This window comes from Ruegeria sp. HKCCA5463 (assembly GCF_013034175.1).
In the GTDB taxonomy this organism is placed as follows: Bacteria; Pseudomonadota; Alphaproteobacteria; order Rhodobacterales; family Rhodobacteraceae; genus Ruegeria.
In genome coordinates this window covers 262,530-282,792 of sequence record NZ_WQFL01000001.1, presented here as the reverse complement: position 1 = coordinate 282,792, position 20,263 = coordinate 262,530, and the positions used below count along the sequence as shown (strand labels likewise).

Here is a 20,263-nt window from a genome sequence, read left to right as displayed (position 1 = left end):
CTCAGGATTGGTCCGACATCGGCCCTCCCAGTACTATTCAACGAGTTTTCAAGCTCAACTCCGAGATCCTACCGTCGCCTGACCCTCTCTCGATTACGCTCCCGACGTTCGATGTTGATCCGGTGGTCGCGGCCCAATGCCCGGTAGAAGCCCGGTCCCTTGGACCAGTTCAGAAAGTGGGCAAAGCTGTCGACCTGATCGTCGTTGCGTCCGCGTGGAAAGGACTGAAGCTCCCGTTTGAATACCGGCAGCCAGGGTGCATCTGCAGGCAGATAAACCTTGCCCTCTTCGACAGGACCGCAAGCGGACTGGAACCGGGTTTCCTTGTCCTTGTCGGGTTTAATGCGTTCGTAGCGTCGACGGTCATCACGAAACAATTCGTCCAAAAGAGGTTTGCCGGAGGCCGCATCTTCGATCAGGACACGATCGGGATCCCAACGGCCGACAAGTTGCAGTGCCTTGGCTTTCAGGTCTGGGTAGTCTACCTGCCCGCGCCAGACGTCGATAAGATGCCACGCATTTTCGCGGAACCCCCAGGTTGTACAGACAGAGAAATCAGACCGGGGGTCTGCCGACATGCCCGTATCCCAGCTCTGAACCACCAGTTGGAACCAGCGGCGATCTTCGATGGTCTCGTAGGTGCCAAACCACTCCCAGCGCAAGGGCGACCCGTCGGGAGCAATGGGGTTCTGCTGATACTGGCAATTGAACACGGCCGCGCCCATTTCGCGACGCTTGGTATCCAGCGTTTGCTGATCCAAACGGGACGGGCACAGGAGATCACCCGGTTTGCGGCGCATGACCCTTCCACGCCCAAGAGGAACCACCTCATAGCCTTCTGCGATGGCAGGCAGATTCAGATGCCGGTAGGTCCCGCGTTCGAGCAGATAACCCGGCGGATCCATCTCGTGCAACCGTTGCGCAACCATAACCACACGCCCTTCGGCCGGATTGTCGAAGCGCGACAACAAGGTCCCCTCAATGAACTCCTGCGCCTTGACCAGCTCGGCTTCGGAGCCGGCATCTCCGGCTTTCAGCAGGTCATCGATGATGATGTAATCGGCGCCATGACCGGTGACAGAACTTCCAATGGAGACAGCCTTACGGCTGCCTCCCTTTGTGGTGCGGATTTCTTCTGAGGTGTTGCCCTTTTTAGCCAAGACCGTTTCAGGGAACATTTCCCGGTACCAGCGCGCAGACATGATCCGACGACAATCTTCGGAATGTTTGCGCGCCAGATCCAACCCATAGCTGGCAACGATGATCTTGGCGCTGGGGTTATGACCGAGAAGATAAGCGACATATGCAACGGCCACGGTGACCGATTTCAGGCAACGTGGCGGGATGTTGATGATCAGTCGCTTGTTTTCGCCTCGACGGACATTGTCCAACTCATGGCACATGGCCCGCACATGCCAGGCCGGATCAAAGCTGCGGTCAGTTCCCTGGTGCAGCGTGCCAAACACACGCCAAACGAAGGGAAAGAAATTGTCCCGGCAAACCTCGCGAGCGGCTTGCACGACGTTTTTTGGATCAGGAGTCGTCATCTTCCGCCTCCTCGTTTTCCAGATCACCGTCACCGTCCAGTTGGCTGGAAAAGAAATCCCGGAGGATGTCGTAGTCGACAGCGTCGGGCTCAACCGTACGGACGCTTTCTTGCGCGTCCAATTCACTTGCGTTGAACAGATCTGTGTCCAGCTTAAGCAGCGCCATCAACAATTTCGTGTCGCCCTTCAACGCGCCTGCCGTGAACCGCTTGGCAATTGCCTCAGCCTTGGAAATCCGGATTTCGTGGCTGCCTTCGCGAACCGTAATCTTGGTTTCCAATTCACGTTTCAAGCTGGCATTCACCCCCTTGGCACCTTTCGGCCGCCCTTTCGGATTGCCGGATCGGCCTTTTTTGAATTGGGTCGCTTTGGGCGGTTTGCCGTAGCCGACCTCATACTCTTTCGTATCGTCAGACATGACCCACCTCCTGTTCTGAAGTGGTATCGTTGGCCGCAAAACGCGCATCGAACGTCTGGCCTGTTACCGCGTGCACGGCGCTATCACCGGTCATCTCCTGCCAACGGCGGATGGCCACATCGACATAAGCCGGGTCGAGCTCAATAAGCCGCGCTTGGCGCCCGGTTTTCTCAGCTGCCAGCAGAGTCGCGCCGGACCCGCCAAAGGCGTCCAGCACGACATCGCCGCGGTGGCTCACATCCATGATGGCATCTGCAACCAGAGCTGTCGGCTTCACCGTGGGATGATCCGCGAGATCCGCCTCGCGCCCTGCCCCAAAGCTGTTCACACCGGCGTAATCCCAGACGTTGGTCCGGTTGCGCCCGTGTTTGCCCAGCTCGACGTTGTTGATGTGCGGCGCACCAGGCTTCTTGAAAATGCAAATCAGCTCATGCTTTGAGCGATAAAGGCTGCCCATGCCTCCGTTCGTCTTGTTCCAGACGCAGAGATTGATGAGGTCCAATCCAGCTGCTTTGCCCGCCGTAATCAGTTCTTCGATATGACGCCAGTCCATGCAGATCATCGCGATGCCTCCGTTCGGCAGGCAGTCAAACAACTGCGTGATCGCGCCTGAAAGAAAGCCGCGGAACTCGCTATCCGTCATTTCTCCCGACGCCATGGCAAACTCGCGGTGTTCGGCGCTATTGCCGGACCGCACATGCCCATTGACAGGCACGTTGTAAGGCGGATCGGTGAAGACTATCTGCGGGGTCTCGCCTTCCAGCAAGGTGTCGTAGCTCTGGGCTTGAAGGGCGTCCCCGCAGAAAATGCGATGATCTCCGAGAACCCAGAGGTCGCCCGGCTCCGTGACTACGGGTGCCGCAGGGTCCGGCGTCTCAACAGTTTCCGCTACAGATACCGTCACCTCACCGACGCTGTCGATAATGATGTCGATCTCCGGTGTTTCGAACCCTGTGATGTCCAGATCAAAGTTCAACTCGCCATCAAGGCTGAGGTCCATCAGCTCGGCAAATTCGATCTGCAACGCCGCTTCATTCCAGTCCGACAATTCCGCCAGCTTATTGTCCGCAATGCGCAGAGCGCGCACTTCCGCTTCTGACAAATGATCCGCGACAACAGTCGGTACGGAATTCAACCCCAGGGCCTTAGCGGCCTCATAGCGGCCATGACCCGCGATGATTGTGCCCGAACCATCCAACAGGATCGGAGTGACAAAGCCAAACTGGGCCACCGATGCTTTCAGTTTGTCGACATTCTTGGCCGCGTGCACGCGGTTGTTGTTGGCGTAGGGCTTGATCTGGCTGATCTGGGATTGGATAACTTTTTCGGCCATCCAGATAGGCGTATTGGACGCCCGAACGTCGCTGTGTGTGTTTTTGGCAGGCATAACCGCCTCCTTTTGCGTGACGCCGCGCGGACGTCGAGATGGAGGGATCGCGCTGGAAAATCGGAGAGAGCACAAATCGCAACTCCCCGGACCAATCGATCCGAGACGTTGCTCCTTTGAATGCTCTCTGCGGAAACCTGTGTTTCCAATGAGTGCTGCCTGCGGGAGCAGTTTCCCGCCCTGATAGTCCGGGCGATTAGGTCGAATGTAGGTGCCATCAATACGAGACGCAACCCCCCAAACTAAAAGTAACCAATTAAGATTGTTGACGAATAATCGGGGGTACGCCAGCAACGCCCTTCAAAACACACGCCTCAAGTAATCGCTTCAGAAAGAGCTGGACTGTTGCCGTCAACCACGCATCACTGAACCCACGCCCGAGCCATTCGGGCGCTCCTCGGTACCGGGGTTCGGCATCTAGCCAGCCCCAAATCAGAGGAGACAATACATGTCCAAGCGGAAGCAAACCAAAATTGACAAAGTGCAACACTTGTTGCGCCGCCCGAGCGGCGCCAGCCTTGAGGCGCTCTGCAAAGCAACGGGATGGCAGCCTCATTCGGTCCGAGCAGCTCTAAGCGGTCTGCGGAAAAAAGGCGTCACAATTGAACGGCGGACATCCGACAAACCAAATGGACCATCCACATATCATCTGGCGGCGGGAACTGGAGAAGCGTCATGACCAAGACGAGCGATGTCGCCGATCTCGCCGCCATGGGTCGATCGGATCTGGTCACGCTTTGGCAGCAACTGTTTGATCAACCCGCCCCCGCCATGCTCAGCCAACCCTTTCTGCGCCGCTTTATCGCCTTTGAGATGCAGTCCCGCCGGCATGGCAGGCTACCCCGCCAGGTCAAAGCCACGCTGGAAAAGGGCTCTGGGAAGAAACCCCGGCCTACATGCCCTGCCCTAAAACCCGGCGGGCGCCTGCTACGCGAGTGGAATAGTGTGACCCATGTAGTCGACGTTACAGAAGACGGCTTCACTTGGAACGGTCGGTCCTATCGCTCACTCTCGGCCATCGCCCGAGAGATTACCGGCGCGCATTGGTCAGGGCCGCGTTTCTTTGGGCTCACCGGCAAGGCGGCCAAATGAGCCCGCGCCGTAAAATCCGATGCGCCATCTACACGCGCAAGTCCTCAGAAGATGGTCTGGATCAGGACTTCAATTCGCTGGATGCGCAATATGAGGCCTGCGCGGCCTATGTCGCAAGCCAGCGACATGAAGGCTGGACCCTGTTGTCCGGGCGCTACGATGACGGTGGCCTGTCGGGCGGCACCCTAGAGCGACCCGCCCTTCAGCGCCTTCTTGAAGAGATCGATGCCGGGCGTATTGACATGGTGGTGGTCTACAAGATTGACCGGCTGACCCGGTCGCTTGCCGACTTCTCTAAGCTGGTCGACCGGCTGGAACAGGCAAACTGTTCTTTTGTGTCCGTCACGCAGGCCTTCAATACCTCATCTTCCATGGGCCGGTTAACGCTGAATGTGCTGTTGTCCTTTGCTCAGTTTGAACGGGAAGTCACCGCCGAACGTATTCGCGACAAGATTGCAGCGTCGAAGAAGAAGGGGCTTTGGATGGGTGGCAACCTGCCTCTGGGCTATGATCGCCACCCCGATCCGAAGGCAAGAACGCTGGTGGTGAATGAAGAGGAGGCCAGAACGGTCCGGCATCTCTTTGGGCTTTATGACGAGCTTGGTTGCCTGCGCAAAGTAGAAGAACGGGCAACGGCAGAAGACCTGCGGTCAAAACGGGTTGTTCGGACAGATGGCAGTGTGAAGGGGGATTGTCCGCTGTCACGGGGTCAAATCTATTACCTGCTGCGCAATCCGGTCTATCTCGGAAAAATCCGCCACAAGGATAAGATCTGGGACGGACAACATCCGGCGATCATCGATCAGGACATCTGGGACCGGGTGCAGGAAAAAATGCGACAGGCCTCCAACCGCTCGCGGGCACGCGGCGACTCCGATGCGCGCCAACACTCCACTGACCCCGGGGCCTGGCTCACCGGTCTGCTGTATGACGAAACTGGTGATCGGTTGACGCCGACCCACACCACGCGCAAAGGCCGACGGTTGCGCTACTATATCTCCAATCGACTGATCTCAGGCGGCAAGGATATCTCTGGCTGGCGACTGCCCGGCCCAGCGCTGGAAAACGCGGTCATTGATGTCATCGTCAGACATTTGCAAGACGCCGCCGCGGCGCACCAAGTACTGGCGCAGCCGGAGGCCGGGTCAGCCGAGGCAGTTCAGACTTCAGTTGCGGATTTAGTAACCCGGCTTCTAGGCCATGGCTGTCAGATCGGCGCTGCTCTTCTGGCCAAAGGCAGACTTGCACGAGGACAGATCGACCTCGAATTTAACCCCAAAACTCTGGCAAGCGCACTTGGCATCGCGGCCGATCATCTGCACCCGGATCTCACCCACGTCACCGCATCTTTCGATCTGTGCCGCCGCGGCGTCGAGGCCAAGGTCATCGCCGGAGACATGGCACCCCAACCTGATCCCCACCTCCGGTCCATGCTGATCCGCGCCCATGGCTGGGCCCGTGATCTGAAGGCCGGAGTTCAACTGATGGAGATTGCCCGCCGCGAAAGCGTCCCTGACGCCTTCATCCGCACCCGTGCTCAGCTCGCCTTTCTCTCACCAAAGATTCAAACGGCGATTCTCGACGGGAGCCAGCCGCCCGAACTCACACTCAAGCGTCTGGTCAGCGTGACCCACCCACTTGAATGGTCCGAACAGGAACGCCTGTTCGGCTTCTGACATCTCCAGCTCCTGCGTCCCTGATACAGACTTCGCCCTCCCTGATCCGGCGGAACAATTCCCTGTTCGCACGAGGAAATTCCCTGTTCCACCTTTTAGGGAATTTGCAACATAAACCTCTGAGAAACATACAGTTCTGATAGAAGAAATGACGGAAGTCAGTCCCGGTTTGCGAATATTCCCTGTAAATTGCAGGTTATCAGGGAAATCCAGCCCAAAGCGACCCCGCTAAAATGCGACACTGAGACTCGCGCCTGAATTGTCCTCTGAATGTACGGTTTGCTTCGTCTCTGATTGAAAGCGCATGCGCCAACGCGCGGGAATTGCGTAACAATTCCGGATCAGAAAATACAACTGAAGTGAGACAGGTATGAGTGGCGGGGAGACAGGGATTCGAACCCTGGGGACGCTCTCACGCCCAACGGTTTTCAAGACCGCCGCATTCGACCACTCTGCCACCTCCCCGTCGAAAGCAGGGTCTAAGGCGAAGTTCGCGCAGAGGCAAGTCGAAATCGGGAAATCTTGCCGAAGCCCATGCAGCGGTCTTTCCATGACACTTCAGCCACGTTATGATCCGTACGAAAGACCGCAACAGGCTGGCACACAGAACCAGCAGATCGGCAGTGGGGTTCGGAAAACGAAACCCCTTCAGGCAAGGGAAAAGCAGATGAAGCGAGCGATCGAGACACGCCCGGGGCCTAAACGGCTGGCGTATCTGGCGTTGACTTTGACGATACTGGCCGGATGCGAAGAAGTTTTGTCAACTTCTGAATCGAGTGAAAAACCGGAAGACAATTCGGGAAAAACAGAACTCCTGCCCGAGGTGACTTCCGGCTCGCAGCGTGATGTCGAGGCCCCTGAGGTTTTTCAGACAACCGAAGCAGGGCTTTGGGATGGCCGGCCTTCTCTTGGCGGGATATGGGTTGCGCACCCGGATGCGTCCCAACCTGAACGTGTCGTGATCAAAAACACGTCCAACAACAAATCGGTGACCGGCGCCCTGTTCCGGCGCGAGCGCAATTTGCCCGGGCCTGCGCTTCAGGTCTCGTCCGCTGCCGCGAAAGAACTGGGAATGCTCGCGGGTGCGCCGACAAAAGTCAGTGTCGTCGCACTGCGCCGGGAGAAGCTGGAAGAACCGTCGTCGGAGGATACGCCAGAGGCAGAAGAATCGGCAGCCGAAACCACGGCTGCGGTTGCTGATGGAGCTTCCAACACGCAAGCGTCCGCAGAGCCGGAAAAACCGGTCAAACGGAAGTGGTGGCAGAAAAAAGAACCAGCCGCCGCCGCAGCTGGTACGACTGCGGTTGCAGCCGGTGCGGCCAGTTCATCCGATGAAACGGCTGATGACGTCGAGCCCGCAAGCGAAGATGCCGAGACGACCACATCAACCGACGATCAGGCCGATGCACCTGCCGAAAAACCTGCAAAGCGGAAATGGTGGCAGAAGAAAGCCTCCGTCGCTGCGGCTGCGGGAACGGCCGTGGCCGCGGCAGACACAGCAACCGAAAGCGCACAGGTAGCCGCCGAAGCCGCTGCGGCCGTGGCGTCGCCCTCTTTGTCGGATGCAACGGTCACGCCACCTGCCGAAAAACCTGCCAAGCGGAAATGGTGGCAAAAGAAAGACCCCGCCGCGATCACCGAAACACCGCTGGACCCGGTAGAGGGGGCCGCAGCAGCTATTGATGCGTCAGACGCCACGCCTGTCGCAGCTGCCACAACGTCGGCGACACCTTTGAGCAAACCGTATGTTCAGATTGGAACCTTCAGCGTTGAGGCAAACGCCAAGTCAGCAGCCCAAAAGGTGCGTCGCAACGGATTGCCCACAGTTGTTCGGGAACTGAAAACAGCGAATAGTACAGTCTGGCGCGTGCTGGTCGGCCCCGCCACAACCCGGGCCGAGCGCAAAGCCTTTCAAAAGGACGTGAAAGACCTTGGCTTCAAAGATGCGTTCACGGTAACCGACTAATTCAGGGAGGCTTTACATGCTGTCCTCAATACGAACATCTGTTCTGGCGCTTGGGCTTGCCGTTCTGGCGATACCAGCCCAGGCTTTTGATACATCCGCCCGCGCGGCTTACGTGATCGACCAAACCACCGGTACCGTTCTGCTGTCGAAAGAAGCCGACCAACCGTTGCCGCCTGCGTCGATGTCCAAGCTCATGACGCTTTATGTTGCGTTCGAAGCATTGCGGGACGGACGCTTGACGCTGGACGAAACTCTGCCTGTTTCGGAACACGCGATGAGCTATGGCGGCTCGACGATGTTCCTGAATACGCAGGATCGCGTTCGTGTCGAAGATCTGCTGCGCGGCATTATCGTTTTGTCGGGCAATGACGCCTGCGTCGTCATTGCCGAGGCGCTCAGCCCGGATGGAACCGAAGCGGGATTTGCGCGATACATGACCCAGCGGGCCAAGCAGATGGGTATGAACAATTCGAACTTCGCAAATTCGAACGGCTGGCCCGCCGCCGGGCATATGATGTCGGCTCATGATCTGGCCGTTCTTGCGGACCGGCTGATCACCGACTTTCCGGAATACTACCCCCTTTTCGCCGAAGAAGTTTTCGAATTCGATGGCCGCGCGCCGTCGAACGCCCGCAACCGCAACCCGCTGCTGCGGCTGGATATCGGCGCAGATGGCCTGAAAACCGGCCATACACAAGAAGCGGGCTATGGCCTTGTCGGGTCCGCCAAACAAGGCGACAGGCGTGTGATCTTTGTGCTGACGGGTCTCGACAGCACCGGCCAACGGGCAGAGGAGGCTGAGGCCGTGGTTAACTGGTCGTTTCGAAATTTTGTCGAGAGGACAGTTGCCACCGCGGAAACGCCGATAGCCGAAGCCAAACTGTGGATGGGCGAGAAAAAGACCGTGGGACTTGTTCCCGAAGGTGATCTGAATGTGCTGTTCCCGGTTCTGGGCACTCAGAATGTCGAGGCCGAAGTGGTCTATGACGGCCCGATCAACGCGCCCGTCAAGAAAGGTCAGCAACTGGCCGAACTGGTGATCAAGCCCGAAGGGTTGCCGGAAATCCGGCGCCCGCTGGTGGCAGCCGAAGATGTTGCGATTGGCGGGTTTGTGGTGCGCATGCTGACCGTCGGCGGTATCGTATTGAAAGACGTGATCAACAACCCGCTGGAGTCGATGTGACGAAAGCGGGGTTATTTCTGACCTTCGAAGGCATTGACGGTTCAGGCAAGTCAACACAGGCGCGGATGCTGGCGGAACATCTGCGCGCGCAGGGTCACGAGGTGGTACTGACGCGCGAACCCGGCGGTTCTGCGGGGGCCGAGGAAATTCGCAGCCTGGTTTTGGAGGGCGACCCGGATCGCTGGTCGGCCGAGACCGAGATCCTGCTGTTCACAGCAGCCCGCCGCGACCATCTGGAGCGTACAATCGAGCCCGCGCTGGCGGCAGGGAAGGTGGTGATCTGCGACCGCTTTGCTGACAGCACACGTATGTATCAGGGCTTGTCCCGGGGTGACCTGCGAAATCTGGTGGATCAGTTGCACAGCCTGATGATCGGGCGCGAACCGGACATGACGCTGCTGATCGATATGGACCCCGAAACGGGCCTGGCCCGCGCCAAGGGGCGACAAGGCACCGAAGAACGGTTCGAGGACTTTGGCCCGGAATTGCAAAAGAAGATGCGCGCCGGTTTTCTGGCGCTGGCCGATGAGTTCCCCGACAGGTTTCACATCGTGGATGGCAACAGGGACATGGACAGCGTTGCGCAGGATGTGACAGAAATCGTCCAGGCAGCACTGCGGTAGACGATGAGCGACGATATCCCTTCTCCGGATCAGGTGCCGGGCGCACCACATCCGCGCGAAACCGTTCGGCTTTTTGGCCAGGATGCGGCTGAACAGGCATTCCTGACCGCCTACACGTCGGACCGTTTGCATCACGGTTGGCTGCTGACAGGGCCACGCGGTGTCGGCAAGGCGACCCTTGCCTGGAGAATTGCAAGGTTTCTGCTAGCCACGCCGCCGGCCGAGGATGGCGGCTTGTTCGGCGCGCCGCCTCCGCCCGAGACGCTCGATATCGATCCCGATCACCCGGTGGCCCATCGTATTCAGGCCGGGGCAGAACCGGGTTTGGCGGCGATAACCCGGTCGCTGAACGATCAGGGACGGCTGCGCGGTGAGATCGTCGTGGATGACATCCGCAAGCTTGGAAAGTTTTTTGGCCTGTCCTCTGCGGACGGCGGCCGCCGCGTCGTGATCGTGGATTCAGCAGACGAAATGAACGTCAGTGCTGCCAACGCGTTGCTGAAAATGCTGGAAGAGCCGCCTGCCCGTACCACCCTTTTGCTGGTATCGCATCAACCCTCACGCCTGTTGCCAACCATCCGTTCACGCTGTCGCACGCTGCGCTTAGGCCCGCTGAACGCGCAAGACATGCAAGCCGCCCTGTCACAAACGGAAACCGAAATTCCCGCGCAGACAGAACACATTGCCGCGCTTGCCGCAGGTTCAGTCGGAGACGCCGTGCGTTTGATCAATCTGGGTGGTCTGGACATCTATGCCGAACTGATCGCCATTCTGGGCACCTTGCCCCGCATGGATCGCCAGCGCGCGCTGGCCCTGGCCGAAGCGGCAGCACAGCGCGGCGCGGCGGACCGGTTCGAACTTTTGCTTACCCTGATCGACATCGCTCTGTCACGGCTGGCCCTGACCGGGGCAACGGGCACGCCCCCGCTTCCGGAAGCCGCCCCCAACGAGGGTGAAACACTGGCGCGTCTGTCAGCATCGCCAAATCAAGCCCGTCGCTGGGCCGAGGTCGCCGCAACGATCACAACCCGAGCGCGACATGGTCAGGCAGTCAACCTTGACCCTGCCGCTCTGGTCCTAGATACGGTGTTCAAGATACAGGAAACTGCCGGTCAGAACAGATGAGCGACACCCCCCAGATTACCGACAGCCATTGCCATCTGGACTTCCCGGATTTCGAAGGCCAGTTGGACGACATCATCACGCGTGCTGCCCAGGCTGGCGTGACCCGGATGGTGACGATCTGCACCAAACTGCGCAACGAACCCGCCGTCCGTGCGATTGCCGAAGCCCACGCGCCGGTCTTCTATGCCGCCGGCACACACCCGATGAGCGCCGCGGACGAGCCATTGGCCTCGGTCGATGATCTGGTCGCCCTGACACGGCATCCTAAATTCGTCGGTATCGGTGAAACCGGCTTGGACTACCACTATACCGCCGACAGTGCCGAAGTGCAGAAACAGTCACTGCGCATTCATATCGAAGCGGCCCAGCGCACCGGGTTGCCCCTGATCATTCACGCCCGCGCAGCTGATGAAGATATGGCCCGCATTCTGGCCGAAGAATATCGCAACGCACCCTATTCCTGCGTCATGCACTGCTTCTCATCGTCTGCTCAATTGGCCAAGGCCGCGCTGGAGCTGGGGTTTTATCTGTCCATGTCCGGCATCGCAGCCTTTCCGAAAAGCCAGGAGTTGCGCGATATCTTCGCAAACGCCCCGGTGGACAGGATTCTGGTGGAAACTGACGCGCCCTATCTGGCCCCGCCGCCCTATCGCGGCAAACGAAACGAGCCGGCCTATACTGTGCACACGGCCCAAAAGGGGGCCGAAATCTTTGGCATGGACTATGCCGCCTTTGCTGACCAAACGCAGACGAACTTCGACCGGCTGTTTACCAAAGCGGCATCATACAAGGCCGCCGCATGACCGGCTTCCGATTTACAATTCTGGGCTGCGGGTCCTCTGGCGGCGTGCCGCGGTTGGGCGGTCAGTGGGGCGATTGTGACCCTGCGAACCCCAAGAACATCCGGCGCCGCTGTTCGATGCTGGTCGAACGCGACGGGCCAGATGGGACAACCTCGGTTCTGATCGACACCACGCCAGATATGCGCAGCCAGTTGCTGGATACAGGTACAGGGCGGTTGGACGGGGTCGTCTATACGCACTCTCACGCAGACCATGTGCATGGAATCGATGATTTGCGCATGATCGTGTTCAACATGAAAACCCGCGTTCCCGTTTGGGCGGATGGCGACACCCAGAACGCCTTGTTGGGGCGGTTTGGATACGCGTTCATTCAGCCGGAAGGCTCTCCTTATCCTCCGATACTCGAGCTCAAGTCCATCGACGGTCCATTTGAAATCGACGGCCCCGGCGGCCCGATTCCGTTTCGTCCTTTCAAAGTGAATCACGGTTCGATCGATTCCCTTGGATTCCGCATAGGGCAACTCGCCTATCTTCCGGATGTCGCCGAGATCTACGACGATGCCTGGCCCGAAATGAAAGGGCTGGACTGCCTTGTCATCGACGCCCTGCGCCGCTCACCTCATCCAACGCATGCGCATCTGGAAAAGACGCTTGGGTGGATCGAAGAACTCCAACCGAAGCGCGCGGTTCTGACCAACATGCATATCGATCTCGACTATGCCACCGTCGATGCGGAAACCCCCGACCACATCACCCCCGCCTTCGACGGGATGGTGATCCATCAGTCGCAGTAGGCCGCTGCCCGTCGCCCGCATGATATCGCAGCAGGCCCGTCGCACGGGGGCCACATGCTGCAAAGCCTGATCGACGTCATTCTTCCGGTTTTCCTTGTGATCGGGGCCGGGTATACGGCAACCCGCACGGGGTACTTCAAAGAAGCGCATGTCGATGGGCTGATGAAGTTCACCCAAGGCTTTGCGATTCCCTGCCTTTTGTTTCTGGCCATCGCGCATCTGGACCTCAGCGCCAGTTTCGACCCCCGGCTTTTGGCCAGTTTCTATTCCGCTGCCGCCCTGTGTTTCACAGCAGGCCTGTTCGGCGCGCGCATCATTTTCGGGCGCGATTGGGAAGATTGCGTTGCCATCGGGTTTTGTTGCCTGTTCTCAAACTCTGTCCTGTTGGGTTTGCCGATAACCGAACGCGCATACGGGCCCGAGAACCTGACCGGCAACTACGCGATCATCGCCTTCCATTCTCCGTTTTGTTACGGCGTCGGGATCACGGTGATGGAGGTCGTGCGAAATCGCGGTCATGGTGGCGTGCGCATGGCACGGTCTGTATTGTCTGCAATGTTCAAGAACGCACTGATCCTTGGTATCGCCCTTGGGTTTCTGGTCAACCTGTCCGGCCTGGCGATCCCTGCCGTGGTCGACGAAGCACTGGGGTTGATCACCCGTGCTGCCCTGCCCGGGGCGTTGTTTGCCCTGGGCGGTGTGCTGGTCAAATACAAGCCCGAGGGCGACCTGCGCACCATTGCTTATGTCTGCTGTATCTCTTTGATGCTGCATCCCAGCCTGGTGTGGGTGTTCGGCAAATCCACGGGCCTGCCGCAGGATCTGTTTCGGTCTGGGGTTTTGAATGCGGCCATGGCTCCGGGTTTCAACGCCTATATCTTCGCCAACATGTATGGTCGCGCAAAACGGGTCGCAGCGTCGGCCGTACTTATCGGAACGGCCTCGTCCATTCTGACCGTCTGGCTATGGCTGACACTTCTGGGCTAACTGAGGTGTTGACTTCAGGTTGATGTGAAACACCTATCGCGAAACGCAGCAGGAGATCCGAATGTCACATGCCATAATTGTCGCTCATGGCCAACCGTCAGACCCGGAACCGGCCGAAGCTGCACTTGCGGCATTCGCCGCCAAGGTCAACGCGCTTACCGGGCATGTAGCGGTGGATTCGGCGACCCTGGCGGCGCCGGGTGCGTTGGAGTCGATGCTGAACCGCGCGCACGAAAACTCGGTCATCTATCCACTTTTCATGGCAAAAGGGTGGTTTGTCACCAGCGCTCTACCCAAACGGCTTGGGCACCATCCGGCACGGATTTTGGACCCGCTTGGAATTGACCCGGACCTGCCGGCCCTGACCGCAGAGGCCCTGCGATCGGAATTGTCCGACAAACACTGGGCCGCTCGGTCCACCGATCTGGTCATTGCCGCGCATGGTTCCGGGCGCAGCCGCAACCCGTCGACCGTGGCGTTGCAGTTTGCGAAACAGCTTGCAGAACTGATGGCGTTCAAATCCGTTCGCGTCGGTTTCGTTGAAGAGCCTCCTTCCATATCTGACGCTGCAAACGGTACCGAAGATCAGGCGCTGTGCCTTCCGTTCTTTGCCTGTGCCGGAGGGCATGTGCAGGAAGACGTCCCGCAAGAGCTGGATCGCGCGGGGTTTTCAGGCGTGGTCCTGCCGGTGGTGGGAGAGTTGCCTCCGATCCGGCAACAGATAGCCAAAAAGATAAATGCGGCATTCGATTCAGCCTGAAGCCCCGATACGTGCCCATCGTGTTTTCTGAACGCATTCAGGTTTGCGCCTTGCTCAACGCTGAATACATGCGATGGCAAGACCGGCCGTCGCGCTTGGCCTGATAAAGGGCCAAATCTGCTGCGTGAAGAATGTCGGCGGCGTTGGGGCAGTCGAACTGCGTGGACAAGGCAGTGCCAATACTGGCCGAGATCGAACAACTCTGATTCTGAAAGGTCATCGGTTCATTCAACCTTGATACCAGACGACCAGCAATGCAGGCCAGAGTATCTTCCCGAGTCAGATCTTTGAAAATAATGACGAATTCATCCCCCCCGACCCGGGCCACGGTGTCGTTGCTTCGTGTTTCCTGCTGCATGATGCGGGCGGCCTGCTGCAAGACAAAATCACCCGCCGCATGGCCCAGCTTGTCATTTACAGATTTGAAGAAGTCCAGATCCAGATGCATGAGCGCGAAGGTGGAATTTCCCGAAATCAAATGCTCGAGCAAGTGATCCATTGCCCTGCGGTTCTTCAGCCCGGTCAATGTGTCGGTAAAGGCCTGCTCTTCGGCTGCAAGCATCGCACCCTGTAGCCGAAGGTTGAGAGAGCGGGATGCCTCCATCGCGGCGGATTTGGCTTCGACCAGATACAACAGCTCAATCGCCAGATCCGTGCCCGAGAAATCAGCACTTGTCAGCGCATAGTCCCGTACCGCATCCAAAATCGAGATACCAAATGACAGATTGATGACCGCGCCACCGGAACGCGGCAAAGGAGCGACCAAGCCTTTGAGGGTTGTGCGCGGTTCATCATGAAACCTCAGATGCAGCTTCGCCCCCGCCATTGACATCAGGGCGGGAATGGTGGTGATCGTTCTGGGGCGGATCAGTTCAAACACATCCAGAAATCCCTGCCCCACCAGCGGCCGTTCAGGTCGCAACTTTTGCAGGGTCGGACCTGCTTGCTGAATATGCCCGTTTTGGTCCACCAACAGGAACATCGGGCAAAGCGTTTCCAGCAGACCTGCCAGTTCTTGGGTATCTGTCATCCGTTCCGAGCCCCCAGATCAAAATGCCGCCCCTCAGCAAAAGCGCTTTCAACCAACATGATGGAAATGACGTCACTGCCTTGCTGCTGCCCCTCGTGTGACAGCATCACCAGCGCACCATAGTCATCCGCCATTGCGCGCAGGACCCCAACCATGACATTGGAATACCCTGGCAGGCCCGGAGAGCAACTCAGCTGAAATTCCGTGGCAGACAGCTCTCTCAGTTCCAAGGCCGGCAGGGTCAAATCACACACGGCCAGCCGCACGCGGTCCGCCAGATCGTCGAGCGAATGAAGAAATTCCACGTAACTGACGCCGCCGAACCTGAGAAGTCGGCGCAGCCCTTCCATATTCGGATGAGACACGAGATACGTTCCCAGGTCCTCAAACACTTCGGCTTGCGGCCGATCGAGGTCTGCGCTCAGCGCCTCCATTACCTTGGACGTCATGTCATCGTCATAGACGAGCATGGCCTCGAACTCGACAAACCCCAGCCGTGCGGCTTCGGTCACGCGCAACCAGCAGGATCGCCCGTAGGTCGCACAGACAAAGGACTGTATCGCCCGATTGATCAGACCATGCATCAGATGCCCCAGTTTGGTGTCCTGTGCACTGTGGCCGGAAAAACCTTAACAAATAGCCAAAATCCACCCTGAGTTGTAGTGAATTCAACCGAGTATCAGCTCGATACCACCTGTCCGGTCAGAAATCCGTGGGCGCGCCGCCTTCCGCTTTGCGGCGTTCGACAAAAGCGGCCAGCTCCTCGCGAATGCCTTCATCGATCGGGGGGGCTTCAAAGCTCGAGATGATCTCCTTGAACATGTGATGCGCGCGTTCTGCCGTCCAGATACCGCCGGCGACCTCCCACCCTTCATAGTTTTTCCAATCACTCAGGAAGGGTTGATAGAATGCCGTGGTATAGCGATCCTGCGTATGCTGAATGCCAAAGAAATGACCGTCATTGCCGACTGCCCGGATCGCATCCAGTGCAATCTCGTCCGGCCCTGTGGCGGTCAACTCGGGGTTCATATAGCGTTGAATTTGCTGTAGGATTTCGCAATCCATGATAAACTTTTCCGGGCTGGCGATCAGACCGCCCTCAAGCCAACCGGCTGCGTGGTAGACCATATTGGTGCCCGATTGCACGGCGGCCCAAAGCGAGTTCGAAGTTTCCCACACCGACTGCCCGTCCGGCACATTTGCCGCACAAACACCCGAAGACCGCATGGGCAAACCATAGAACCGCGCCATCTGGCCGGTCATCTGGGTCGAACGCATGTATTCCGGTGTTCCAAAGGCCGGCGCGCCGGATTTCATATCCACATTCGACGTGAATGTACCGATCACACAGGGGATACCGGGGCGCACGTATTGGAACAGCGCAATGGCACACAGCGCCTCGGCCAAGGACTGCGCCACGGCACCCGCCATGGTTACGGGGGCCATCGCACCCGCCAGCGTAAAGGGCGTGACAACAATCGCCTGACCACGCCGCGCCAGGCGCAGACACCCGTCGATCATCGGGTGATCGTGTTTCAGCGGCGAGGTCGAGTTGATATTGGTATACATCCGCGGCGCGGCTTCGAACTCCTCGTGACTCAAACCGCCTGCGATGCGCACCATCTCCATGACATCTTCGACGCGTTCCTTGCCCAGCGAATAGGCGTGCATCGCCTTGTCGGTCAGGGTCAGCTTGTCGTACAGCACGTCCAGATGGCGCACGCTGGCGTGGATATCGACCGGCTCGACCGGGTATCCGCCGGCGAAATGGATGCAGTTGAAGTATTGCGTCAGCTTCAGAAGGTTCCGGCACATCTCGCGATTGCCCGGTACTTTTTTCCCGATCTCCATGTCCCAGTAATTCGGCGGGGAAGAGACGTTGCCGAACAGGATGTTCTTCCCGCCGATTTCGATCTTGCGATCCGGATTGCGAGGGGTGATCGAAAAACGGCTGGGAGCTTTGGCGATCATCTCCATGACAAAGTCCCGCCCCATGCGGACATTGTCGCCGTCGATGGTGCAACCCGCCTCGCGCAGGATGCCTATTGCCTCTTCGTTGTAAAACTCGATCCCGATCTCTTCGAGGATGCGCATCGCCCCTTCATGGATCGCTTCGATACCGGCCTGATCCAAAGGTTCTGTGGGGCGATCGATATTGACCGGCGGATCCCAGGGCATCTGGTCAATCGCTGCACTGCCCCTGCGCGCAGCCGCCCCTGCGCGCCCTCCTCCGCGGCGCTTGCGTGTCTTGGTCTCGGCCATCGGTGCCTCCTGTTCTTGCTTTCGTCAAGCAAGCCCCGAAGAGACGCCTATGGCCGCTCCGTCTGCGACAGAATATGTCGGTTTTTCATTCCGTTTTGTCGAATCTCGGATTTGAAAATCAGATTTTGGCCAACCATTCGGGAATATGTCCGATATCAGGCAAAATCACATCCGCCATCGGAGCCAAAGCATCGGCCTCGGCCAAACCGGTCAAAACACCGATCGTGGTCATCCCCGCCGCACGCCCGGCCTGCAAGTCATGAAGACTGTCACCCACCATCGCGATACGAGATGGCTCGACCTCGATATGGGCGGCAAAGGCCAGCAACTGGCCCGGTCCCGGCTTGAACCCGTGACCGCTGTCATACCCGGCGACGAAATCGAAATGCCCCCTTATTCCGACAGATTCGAGATGCTGCAAAGCGGGATGTTCACTGTCATTCGTCGCAACGCCCAACTTGATTCCGGCATTTTGCAGACCTTCCAGGAAAGGAACCAATGGCACGGCGGGCACCTGCGGGGCCGAGGCGGCCTCGGAGTTCATCAAATCGATGATCTCCTGCAAGGTTACGCCATCGACATGGGCAATCAAGACCTCTGCGATTTCCTCGACCGTGGCGGCGATTACAATGCTGTCTTCGGTATATTTCCCTTGCTCGAAATCATATCCGATGACACGGCCAAGCTTGGTCGCGCGATCTTCGTCCCCGTTGGACAGGCGCAACAGCATCGAGCGTCCGAACCCTCCCCACGTATTGGCAAAGTCAAACAGCGTGCCATCTTTGTCAAAGATGATCGCATCTATCGGCATCCGGTGCTCCTGCGGAAAATATGGTTATGTCCAGTGTATCTCAGCGCCGCCGGACAATACCGCCCTTGCCTGGGCGGGAAGATCATAGGCGAGTGAATTGGCGTCACAAAACGCCATGACCCACGAATCGTCAAGCACCAGAAAATCAAGAACCGATGCCAGAAACTCGGTATCGCTTGCCCGATCGCGCACATCCTCGATCGATGCGCCCGTAGAGCCCAGAAAAACAGGCAAAAGCTCGTCATTTCTGACCAGCCAGGCCAGGGCCGTCAGCGCAAGAGTTTCGGCGGAATCAGAGGATATCGGCATAAACTTGGGTCAGATCCGGTCTTGGAAAGGGTTTGTTAACCAGAGTCATAAACACTTTGTTCACGCATGCAATCAACGGTGAACAACTATGTCTGTGCAGGGAACCATCCTTGTCCTCGACGGGGTATCGACCAATCGCATCATGCTGAAGGTACAGCTGACGGCGGCCTGGTATCACGTGGTGCAGGGCGAAAAGCTTGAAGGGTTGCCCGGACTCGTGCGGCGTACGCAACCGGATCTGGTTCTGACGGCCCAGACGTTGCCGGACGGAACGGCTGCGGGTGTGAAGAAGGCGATCGCGAAGGAACCCGGCCTTGACGACGTTCCGGTCGTGGTGATTGCCGCGCAAAATGACCGGGACGCCCGGCTGCGGGCGTTGAAGGACGGGCTGGATGATGTTCTGACGCACCCGTTCAAAGACACTTTGTTGTTGGCGCGGATTCGCAGCCTTCTGCGTGCCCGTGCGGCCACTCAGGATTTGCAGGTCAGCAACGGATCGCAACCGATTGGCTTCGCAGAGCCGGCCCAACCGGTAATCAGACCGTTCAAAGCGGCGCGGGTTGATATTCTGACCCACACGGCCCGAAACGGCACGCTTTGGCAAAAGGCCCTGGAAGATCAACGTCAATTTGATTTGAACTGGCATCTTCAGTCAAACCTGCGAGGTGTTTTGTCCGGCTCTGTTCCTGATGCGATCGTGGTTGAACTGGGCTCGAACCCGGCAGGTCTGAATATCCTTGCCGACCTGAGATCACGCGGCGTGACTCGGCACACGGTTTTGATCGGGGTGCTGAAAGACGAAGACTCCGGACAGGCTTCGGAAGCTCTGGACCGAGGGGCCGATGCTGTCTGTCTGGGCGGGTTCTGCGCGCAAGAGATCCTGCTGCGGCTTGAAAACCAGATTGCCCGCAAAGCGCGACTGGATCAGATGCGGGTCTCTCTCAAAAGAGGCATCGCGGAATCCTGGATCGACCCGTTGACCGGGCTGCACAATCGCCGCTACGCCATGCGCGCGCTGGATCAGATCGCGCGCCAATCGGCCAGAACGGGGCGCAGTTTTGCGATCATGCTGGCCGATCTGGATCACTTCAAGGCAATAAATGATGGCTATGGCCATGCAAGCGGCGATTACGTTTTGACGCAAGCGGCGGAACGTATGCAAAATGCCTTGGGATCCCGTGGCTTTGTCGCCCGCATCGGGGGAGAAGAGTTCATGATCGGCGTGCCCGATGTATCGCCCAAACAGGCGCTGAACCTGGCCGAAACCGTTTGTGACAGCATCTGTCAGTCCCCGTTCCTGTTGCCGGACCATGGGGCACAAGTTGATGTGACGGTCAGTATCGGGTTGAAGTTGTCTCAGGTCGGTTTCGCCCGGCAAGACCGTGCGGCTGAAAGCGTGGAAAACCTTATCAAATCCGCGGACAAAGCGCTGTATGCTGCGAAGAAGGCAGGGCGCAATCAGGTGAGTATCAGGCAAAGTGCCGCCTGAT

At 58.3% G+C, this 20,263-nt stretch carries 20 protein-coding genes and 1 tRNA gene; 12 read left to right on the top strand and 9 right to left on the bottom strand.

What is annotated here, in order from left to right; genetic code table 11:
• Positions 1 to 68: 68 nt before the first annotated feature.
• The 3 genes from terL to GOW09_RS01415 are packed head-to-tail and all read right to left on the bottom strand — an operon-like array spanning position 69 to position 3,646.
• A complete protein-coding gene (gene terL / locus GOW09_RS01425; RefSeq protein ID WP_170357367.1) occupies positions 69 to 1,547 on the bottom strand; it encodes a phage terminase large subunit in 1,479 nt (492 codons plus the stop codon).
• Entirely contained in the window at positions 1,534 to 1,965 is a 432-nt protein-coding gene (locus GOW09_RS01420) for a DUF5681 domain-containing protein (RefSeq protein ID WP_093964947.1), read from the bottom strand. Before GOW09_RS01420 ends, terL begins: the two co-directional genes overlap by 14 nt.
• Positions 1,958 to 3,646: a DNA methyltransferase gene (locus tag GOW09_RS01415; RefSeq protein WP_254442682.1), complete on the bottom strand. Its 1,689-nt coding sequence runs from the start codon at positions 3,644 to 3,646 to the stop codon at positions 1,958 to 1,960. The genes GOW09_RS01420 and GOW09_RS01415 overlap by 8 nt, the downstream gene beginning before the upstream one ends.
• A gap of 154 nt (positions 3,647 to 3,800) precedes the next feature.
• On the opposite strand from GOW09_RS01415, the gene GOW09_RS22830 reads away from it, so the two are divergent.
• Genes GOW09_RS22830 through GOW09_RS01400 form a run of 3 tightly spaced genes read left to right on the top strand, consistent with a single transcriptional unit; the run spans position 3,801 to position 6,120 of the window.
• Positions 3,801 to 4,031 (top strand): DUF3489 domain-containing protein, encoded by a 231-nt coding sequence (locus GOW09_RS22830; RefSeq protein WP_093964945.1) that lies wholly within the window; start codon positions 3,801 to 3,803, stop codon positions 4,029 to 4,031.
• The gene (locus GOW09_RS01405) at positions 4,028 to 4,444 is read left to right on the top strand and encodes a DUF2924 domain-containing protein (protein WP_093964944.1); all 417 of its coding nucleotides are present in this window, start codon (positions 4,028 to 4,030) and stop codon (positions 4,442 to 4,444) included. The genes GOW09_RS22830 and GOW09_RS01405 overlap by 4 nt, the downstream gene beginning before the upstream one ends.
• Positions 4,441 to 6,120: a recombinase family protein gene (locus tag GOW09_RS01400; protein WP_170371476.1), complete on the top strand. Its 1,680-nt coding sequence runs from the start codon at positions 4,441 to 4,443 to the stop codon at positions 6,118 to 6,120. Before GOW09_RS01405 ends, GOW09_RS01400 begins: the two co-directional genes overlap by 4 nt.
• Before the next feature lie 375 nt (positions 6,121 to 6,495).
• On the opposite strand, the gene GOW09_RS01395 is transcribed toward GOW09_RS01400, so the two are convergent.
• A tRNA-Ser gene (locus tag GOW09_RS01395) sits at positions 6,496 to 6,585 on the bottom strand.
• 202 nt (positions 6,586 to 6,787) lie between these two features.
• Here GOW09_RS01395 and GOW09_RS22825 point away from each other — a divergent pair.
• The 8 genes from GOW09_RS22825 to GOW09_RS01355 all read left to right on the top strand — a co-directional run bounded on the left by GOW09_RS22825 (position 6,788) and on the right by GOW09_RS01355 (position 14,361).
• A complete protein-coding gene (locus GOW09_RS22825) occupies positions 6,788 to 8,086 on the top strand; it encodes an SPOR domain-containing protein (protein ID WP_171115087.1) in 1,299 nt (432 codons plus the stop codon).
• 16 nt (positions 8,087 to 8,102) lie between these two features.
• Entirely contained in the window at positions 8,103 to 9,269 is a 1,167-nt protein-coding gene (locus GOW09_RS01385; RefSeq protein WP_171115085.1) for a D-alanyl-D-alanine carboxypeptidase family protein, read from the top strand.
• Positions 9,266 to 9,892: a dTMP kinase gene (tmk, locus tag GOW09_RS01380; protein WP_152458555.1), complete on the top strand. Its 627-nt coding sequence runs from the start codon at positions 9,266 to 9,268 to the stop codon at positions 9,890 to 9,892. The genes GOW09_RS01385 and tmk overlap by 4 nt, the downstream gene beginning before the upstream one ends.
• A gap of 3 nt (positions 9,893 to 9,895) precedes the next feature.
• Positions 9,896 to 11,017 carry a DNA polymerase III subunit delta' gene (locus GOW09_RS01375; protein ID WP_171115083.1) on the top strand — a complete coding sequence of 374 codons (1,122 nt, stop codon included), beginning with the start codon at positions 9,896 to 9,898 and terminating at the stop codon, positions 11,015 to 11,017.
• Positions 11,014 to 11,820, top strand: a complete 807-nt coding sequence (locus GOW09_RS01370) for a TatD family hydrolase (protein WP_171115081.1) — start codon at positions 11,014 to 11,016, stop codon at positions 11,818 to 11,820. Before GOW09_RS01375 ends, GOW09_RS01370 begins: the two co-directional genes overlap by 4 nt.
• Entirely contained in the window at positions 11,817 to 12,614 is a 798-nt protein-coding gene (locus tag GOW09_RS01365; RefSeq protein ID WP_171115079.1) for an MBL fold metallo-hydrolase, read from the top strand. Before GOW09_RS01370 ends, GOW09_RS01365 begins: the two co-directional genes overlap by 4 nt.
• 54 nt (positions 12,615 to 12,668) lie before the next feature.
• Entirely contained in the window at positions 12,669 to 13,601 is a 933-nt protein-coding gene (locus GOW09_RS01360; RefSeq protein WP_152458559.1) for an AEC family transporter, read from the top strand.
• Between the two features lie 61 nt (positions 13,602 to 13,662).
• Positions 13,663 to 14,361, top strand: coding sequence for a CbiX/SirB N-terminal domain-containing protein (locus GOW09_RS01355; RefSeq protein ID WP_171115078.1), 699 nt, complete (start codon positions 13,663 to 13,665; stop codon positions 14,359 to 14,361).
• A 37-nt stretch (positions 14,362 to 14,398) separates the two neighbouring features.
• On the opposite strand, the gene GOW09_RS01350 is transcribed toward GOW09_RS01355, so the two are convergent.
• From GOW09_RS01350 to GOW09_RS01330, 5 genes are all read right to left on the bottom strand, one after another.
• Complete coding sequence (locus tag GOW09_RS01350; protein WP_171115076.1) at positions 14,399 to 15,391, bottom strand: GGDEF domain-containing protein; 993 nt, start codon at positions 15,389 to 15,391, stop codon at positions 14,399 to 14,401.
• On the bottom strand, positions 15,388 to 15,975 hold the full coding sequence (locus GOW09_RS01345) for a heme NO-binding domain-containing protein (protein ID WP_171115074.1): 588 nt from the start codon (positions 15,973 to 15,975) through the stop codon (positions 15,388 to 15,390). The genes GOW09_RS01350 and GOW09_RS01345 overlap by 4 nt, the downstream gene beginning before the upstream one ends.
• Before the next feature lie 118 nt (positions 15,976 to 16,093).
• Complete coding sequence (locus GOW09_RS01340) at positions 16,094 to 17,653, bottom strand: trimethylamine methyltransferase family protein (protein ID WP_171115072.1); 1,560 nt, start codon at positions 17,651 to 17,653, stop codon at positions 16,094 to 16,096.
• 118 nt (positions 17,654 to 17,771) lie between these two features.
• Complete coding sequence (locus tag GOW09_RS01335) at positions 17,772 to 18,464, bottom strand: HAD family hydrolase (RefSeq protein WP_171115069.1); 693 nt, start codon at positions 18,462 to 18,464, stop codon at positions 17,772 to 17,774.
• A gap of 24 nt (positions 18,465 to 18,488) precedes the next feature.
• Positions 18,489 to 18,773, bottom strand: a complete 285-nt coding sequence (locus GOW09_RS01330; RefSeq protein WP_171115067.1) for a DUF3572 domain-containing protein — start codon at positions 18,771 to 18,773, stop codon at positions 18,489 to 18,491.
• A gap of 88 nt (positions 18,774 to 18,861) precedes the next feature.
• Here GOW09_RS01330 and GOW09_RS01325 point away from each other — a divergent pair, with 88 nt between their 5' ends.
• On the top strand, positions 18,862 to 20,262 hold the full coding sequence (locus tag GOW09_RS01325; RefSeq protein ID WP_171115066.1) for a diguanylate cyclase: 1,401 nt from the start codon (positions 18,862 to 18,864) through the stop codon (positions 20,260 to 20,262).
• Position 20,263 lies beyond the last annotated feature (1 nt).

Excerpts from the sequence above, each read along its gene's own strand:
- GOW09_RS01345 (WP_171115074.1), bottom strand. The coding sequence starts at position 15,975 with ATGCATGGTCTGATCAATCGGGCGATACAGTCCTTTGTCTGTGCGACC.
- GOW09_RS01365 (WP_171115079.1), top strand. The coding sequence starts at position 11,817 with ATGACCGGCTTCCGATTTACAATTCTGGGCTGCGGGTCCTCTGGCGGC.
- GOW09_RS01330 (WP_171115067.1), bottom strand. The coding sequence starts at position 18,773 with ATGCCGATATCCTCTGATTCCGCCGAAACTCTTGCGCTGACGGCCCTG.
- GOW09_RS01370 (WP_171115081.1), top strand. The coding sequence starts at position 11,014 with ATGAGCGACACCCCCCAGATTACCGACAGCCATTGCCATCTGGACTTC.
- GOW09_RS01385 (WP_171115085.1), top strand. The coding sequence starts at position 8,103 with ATGCTGTCCTCAATACGAACATCTGTTCTGGCGCTTGGGCTTGCCGTT.
- GOW09_RS01360 (WP_152458559.1), top strand. The coding sequence starts at position 12,669 with ATGCTGCAAAGCCTGATCGACGTCATTCTTCCGGTTTTCCTTGTGATC.
- GOW09_RS01375 (WP_171115083.1), top strand. The coding sequence starts at position 9,896 with ATGAGCGACGATATCCCTTCTCCGGATCAGGTGCCGGGCGCACCACAT.
- GOW09_RS01340 (WP_171115072.1), bottom strand. The coding sequence starts at position 17,653 with ATGGCCGAGACCAAGACACGCAAGCGCCGCGGAGGAGGGCGCGCAGGG.
- GOW09_RS22830 (WP_093964945.1), top strand. The coding sequence starts at position 3,801 with ATGTCCAAGCGGAAGCAAACCAAAATTGACAAAGTGCAACACTTGTTG.
- GOW09_RS01335 (WP_171115069.1), bottom strand. The coding sequence starts at position 18,464 with ATGCCGATAGATGCGATCATCTTTGACAAAGATGGCACGCTGTTTGAC.
- terL (WP_170357367.1), bottom strand. The coding sequence starts at position 1,547 with ATGACGACTCCTGATCCAAAAAACGTCGTGCAAGCCGCTCGCGAGGTT.
- GOW09_RS01355 (WP_171115078.1), top strand. The coding sequence starts at position 13,663 with ATGTCACATGCCATAATTGTCGCTCATGGCCAACCGTCAGACCCGGAA.
- GOW09_RS22825 (WP_171115087.1), top strand. The coding sequence starts at position 6,788 with ATGAAGCGAGCGATCGAGACACGCCCGGGGCCTAAACGGCTGGCGTAT.
- GOW09_RS01350 (WP_171115076.1), bottom strand. The coding sequence starts at position 15,391 with ATGACAGATACCCAAGAACTGGCAGGTCTGCTGGAAACGCTTTGCCCG.
- GOW09_RS01400 (WP_170371476.1), top strand. The coding sequence starts at position 4,441 with ATGAGCCCGCGCCGTAAAATCCGATGCGCCATCTACACGCGCAAGTCC.
- GOW09_RS01420 (WP_093964947.1), bottom strand. The coding sequence starts at position 1,965 with ATGTCTGACGATACGAAAGAGTATGAGGTCGGCTACGGCAAACCGCCC.
- GOW09_RS01405 (WP_093964944.1), top strand. The coding sequence starts at position 4,028 with ATGACCAAGACGAGCGATGTCGCCGATCTCGCCGCCATGGGTCGATCG.
- GOW09_RS01325 (WP_171115066.1), top strand. The coding sequence starts at position 18,862 with ATGTCTGTGCAGGGAACCATCCTTGTCCTCGACGGGGTATCGACCAAT.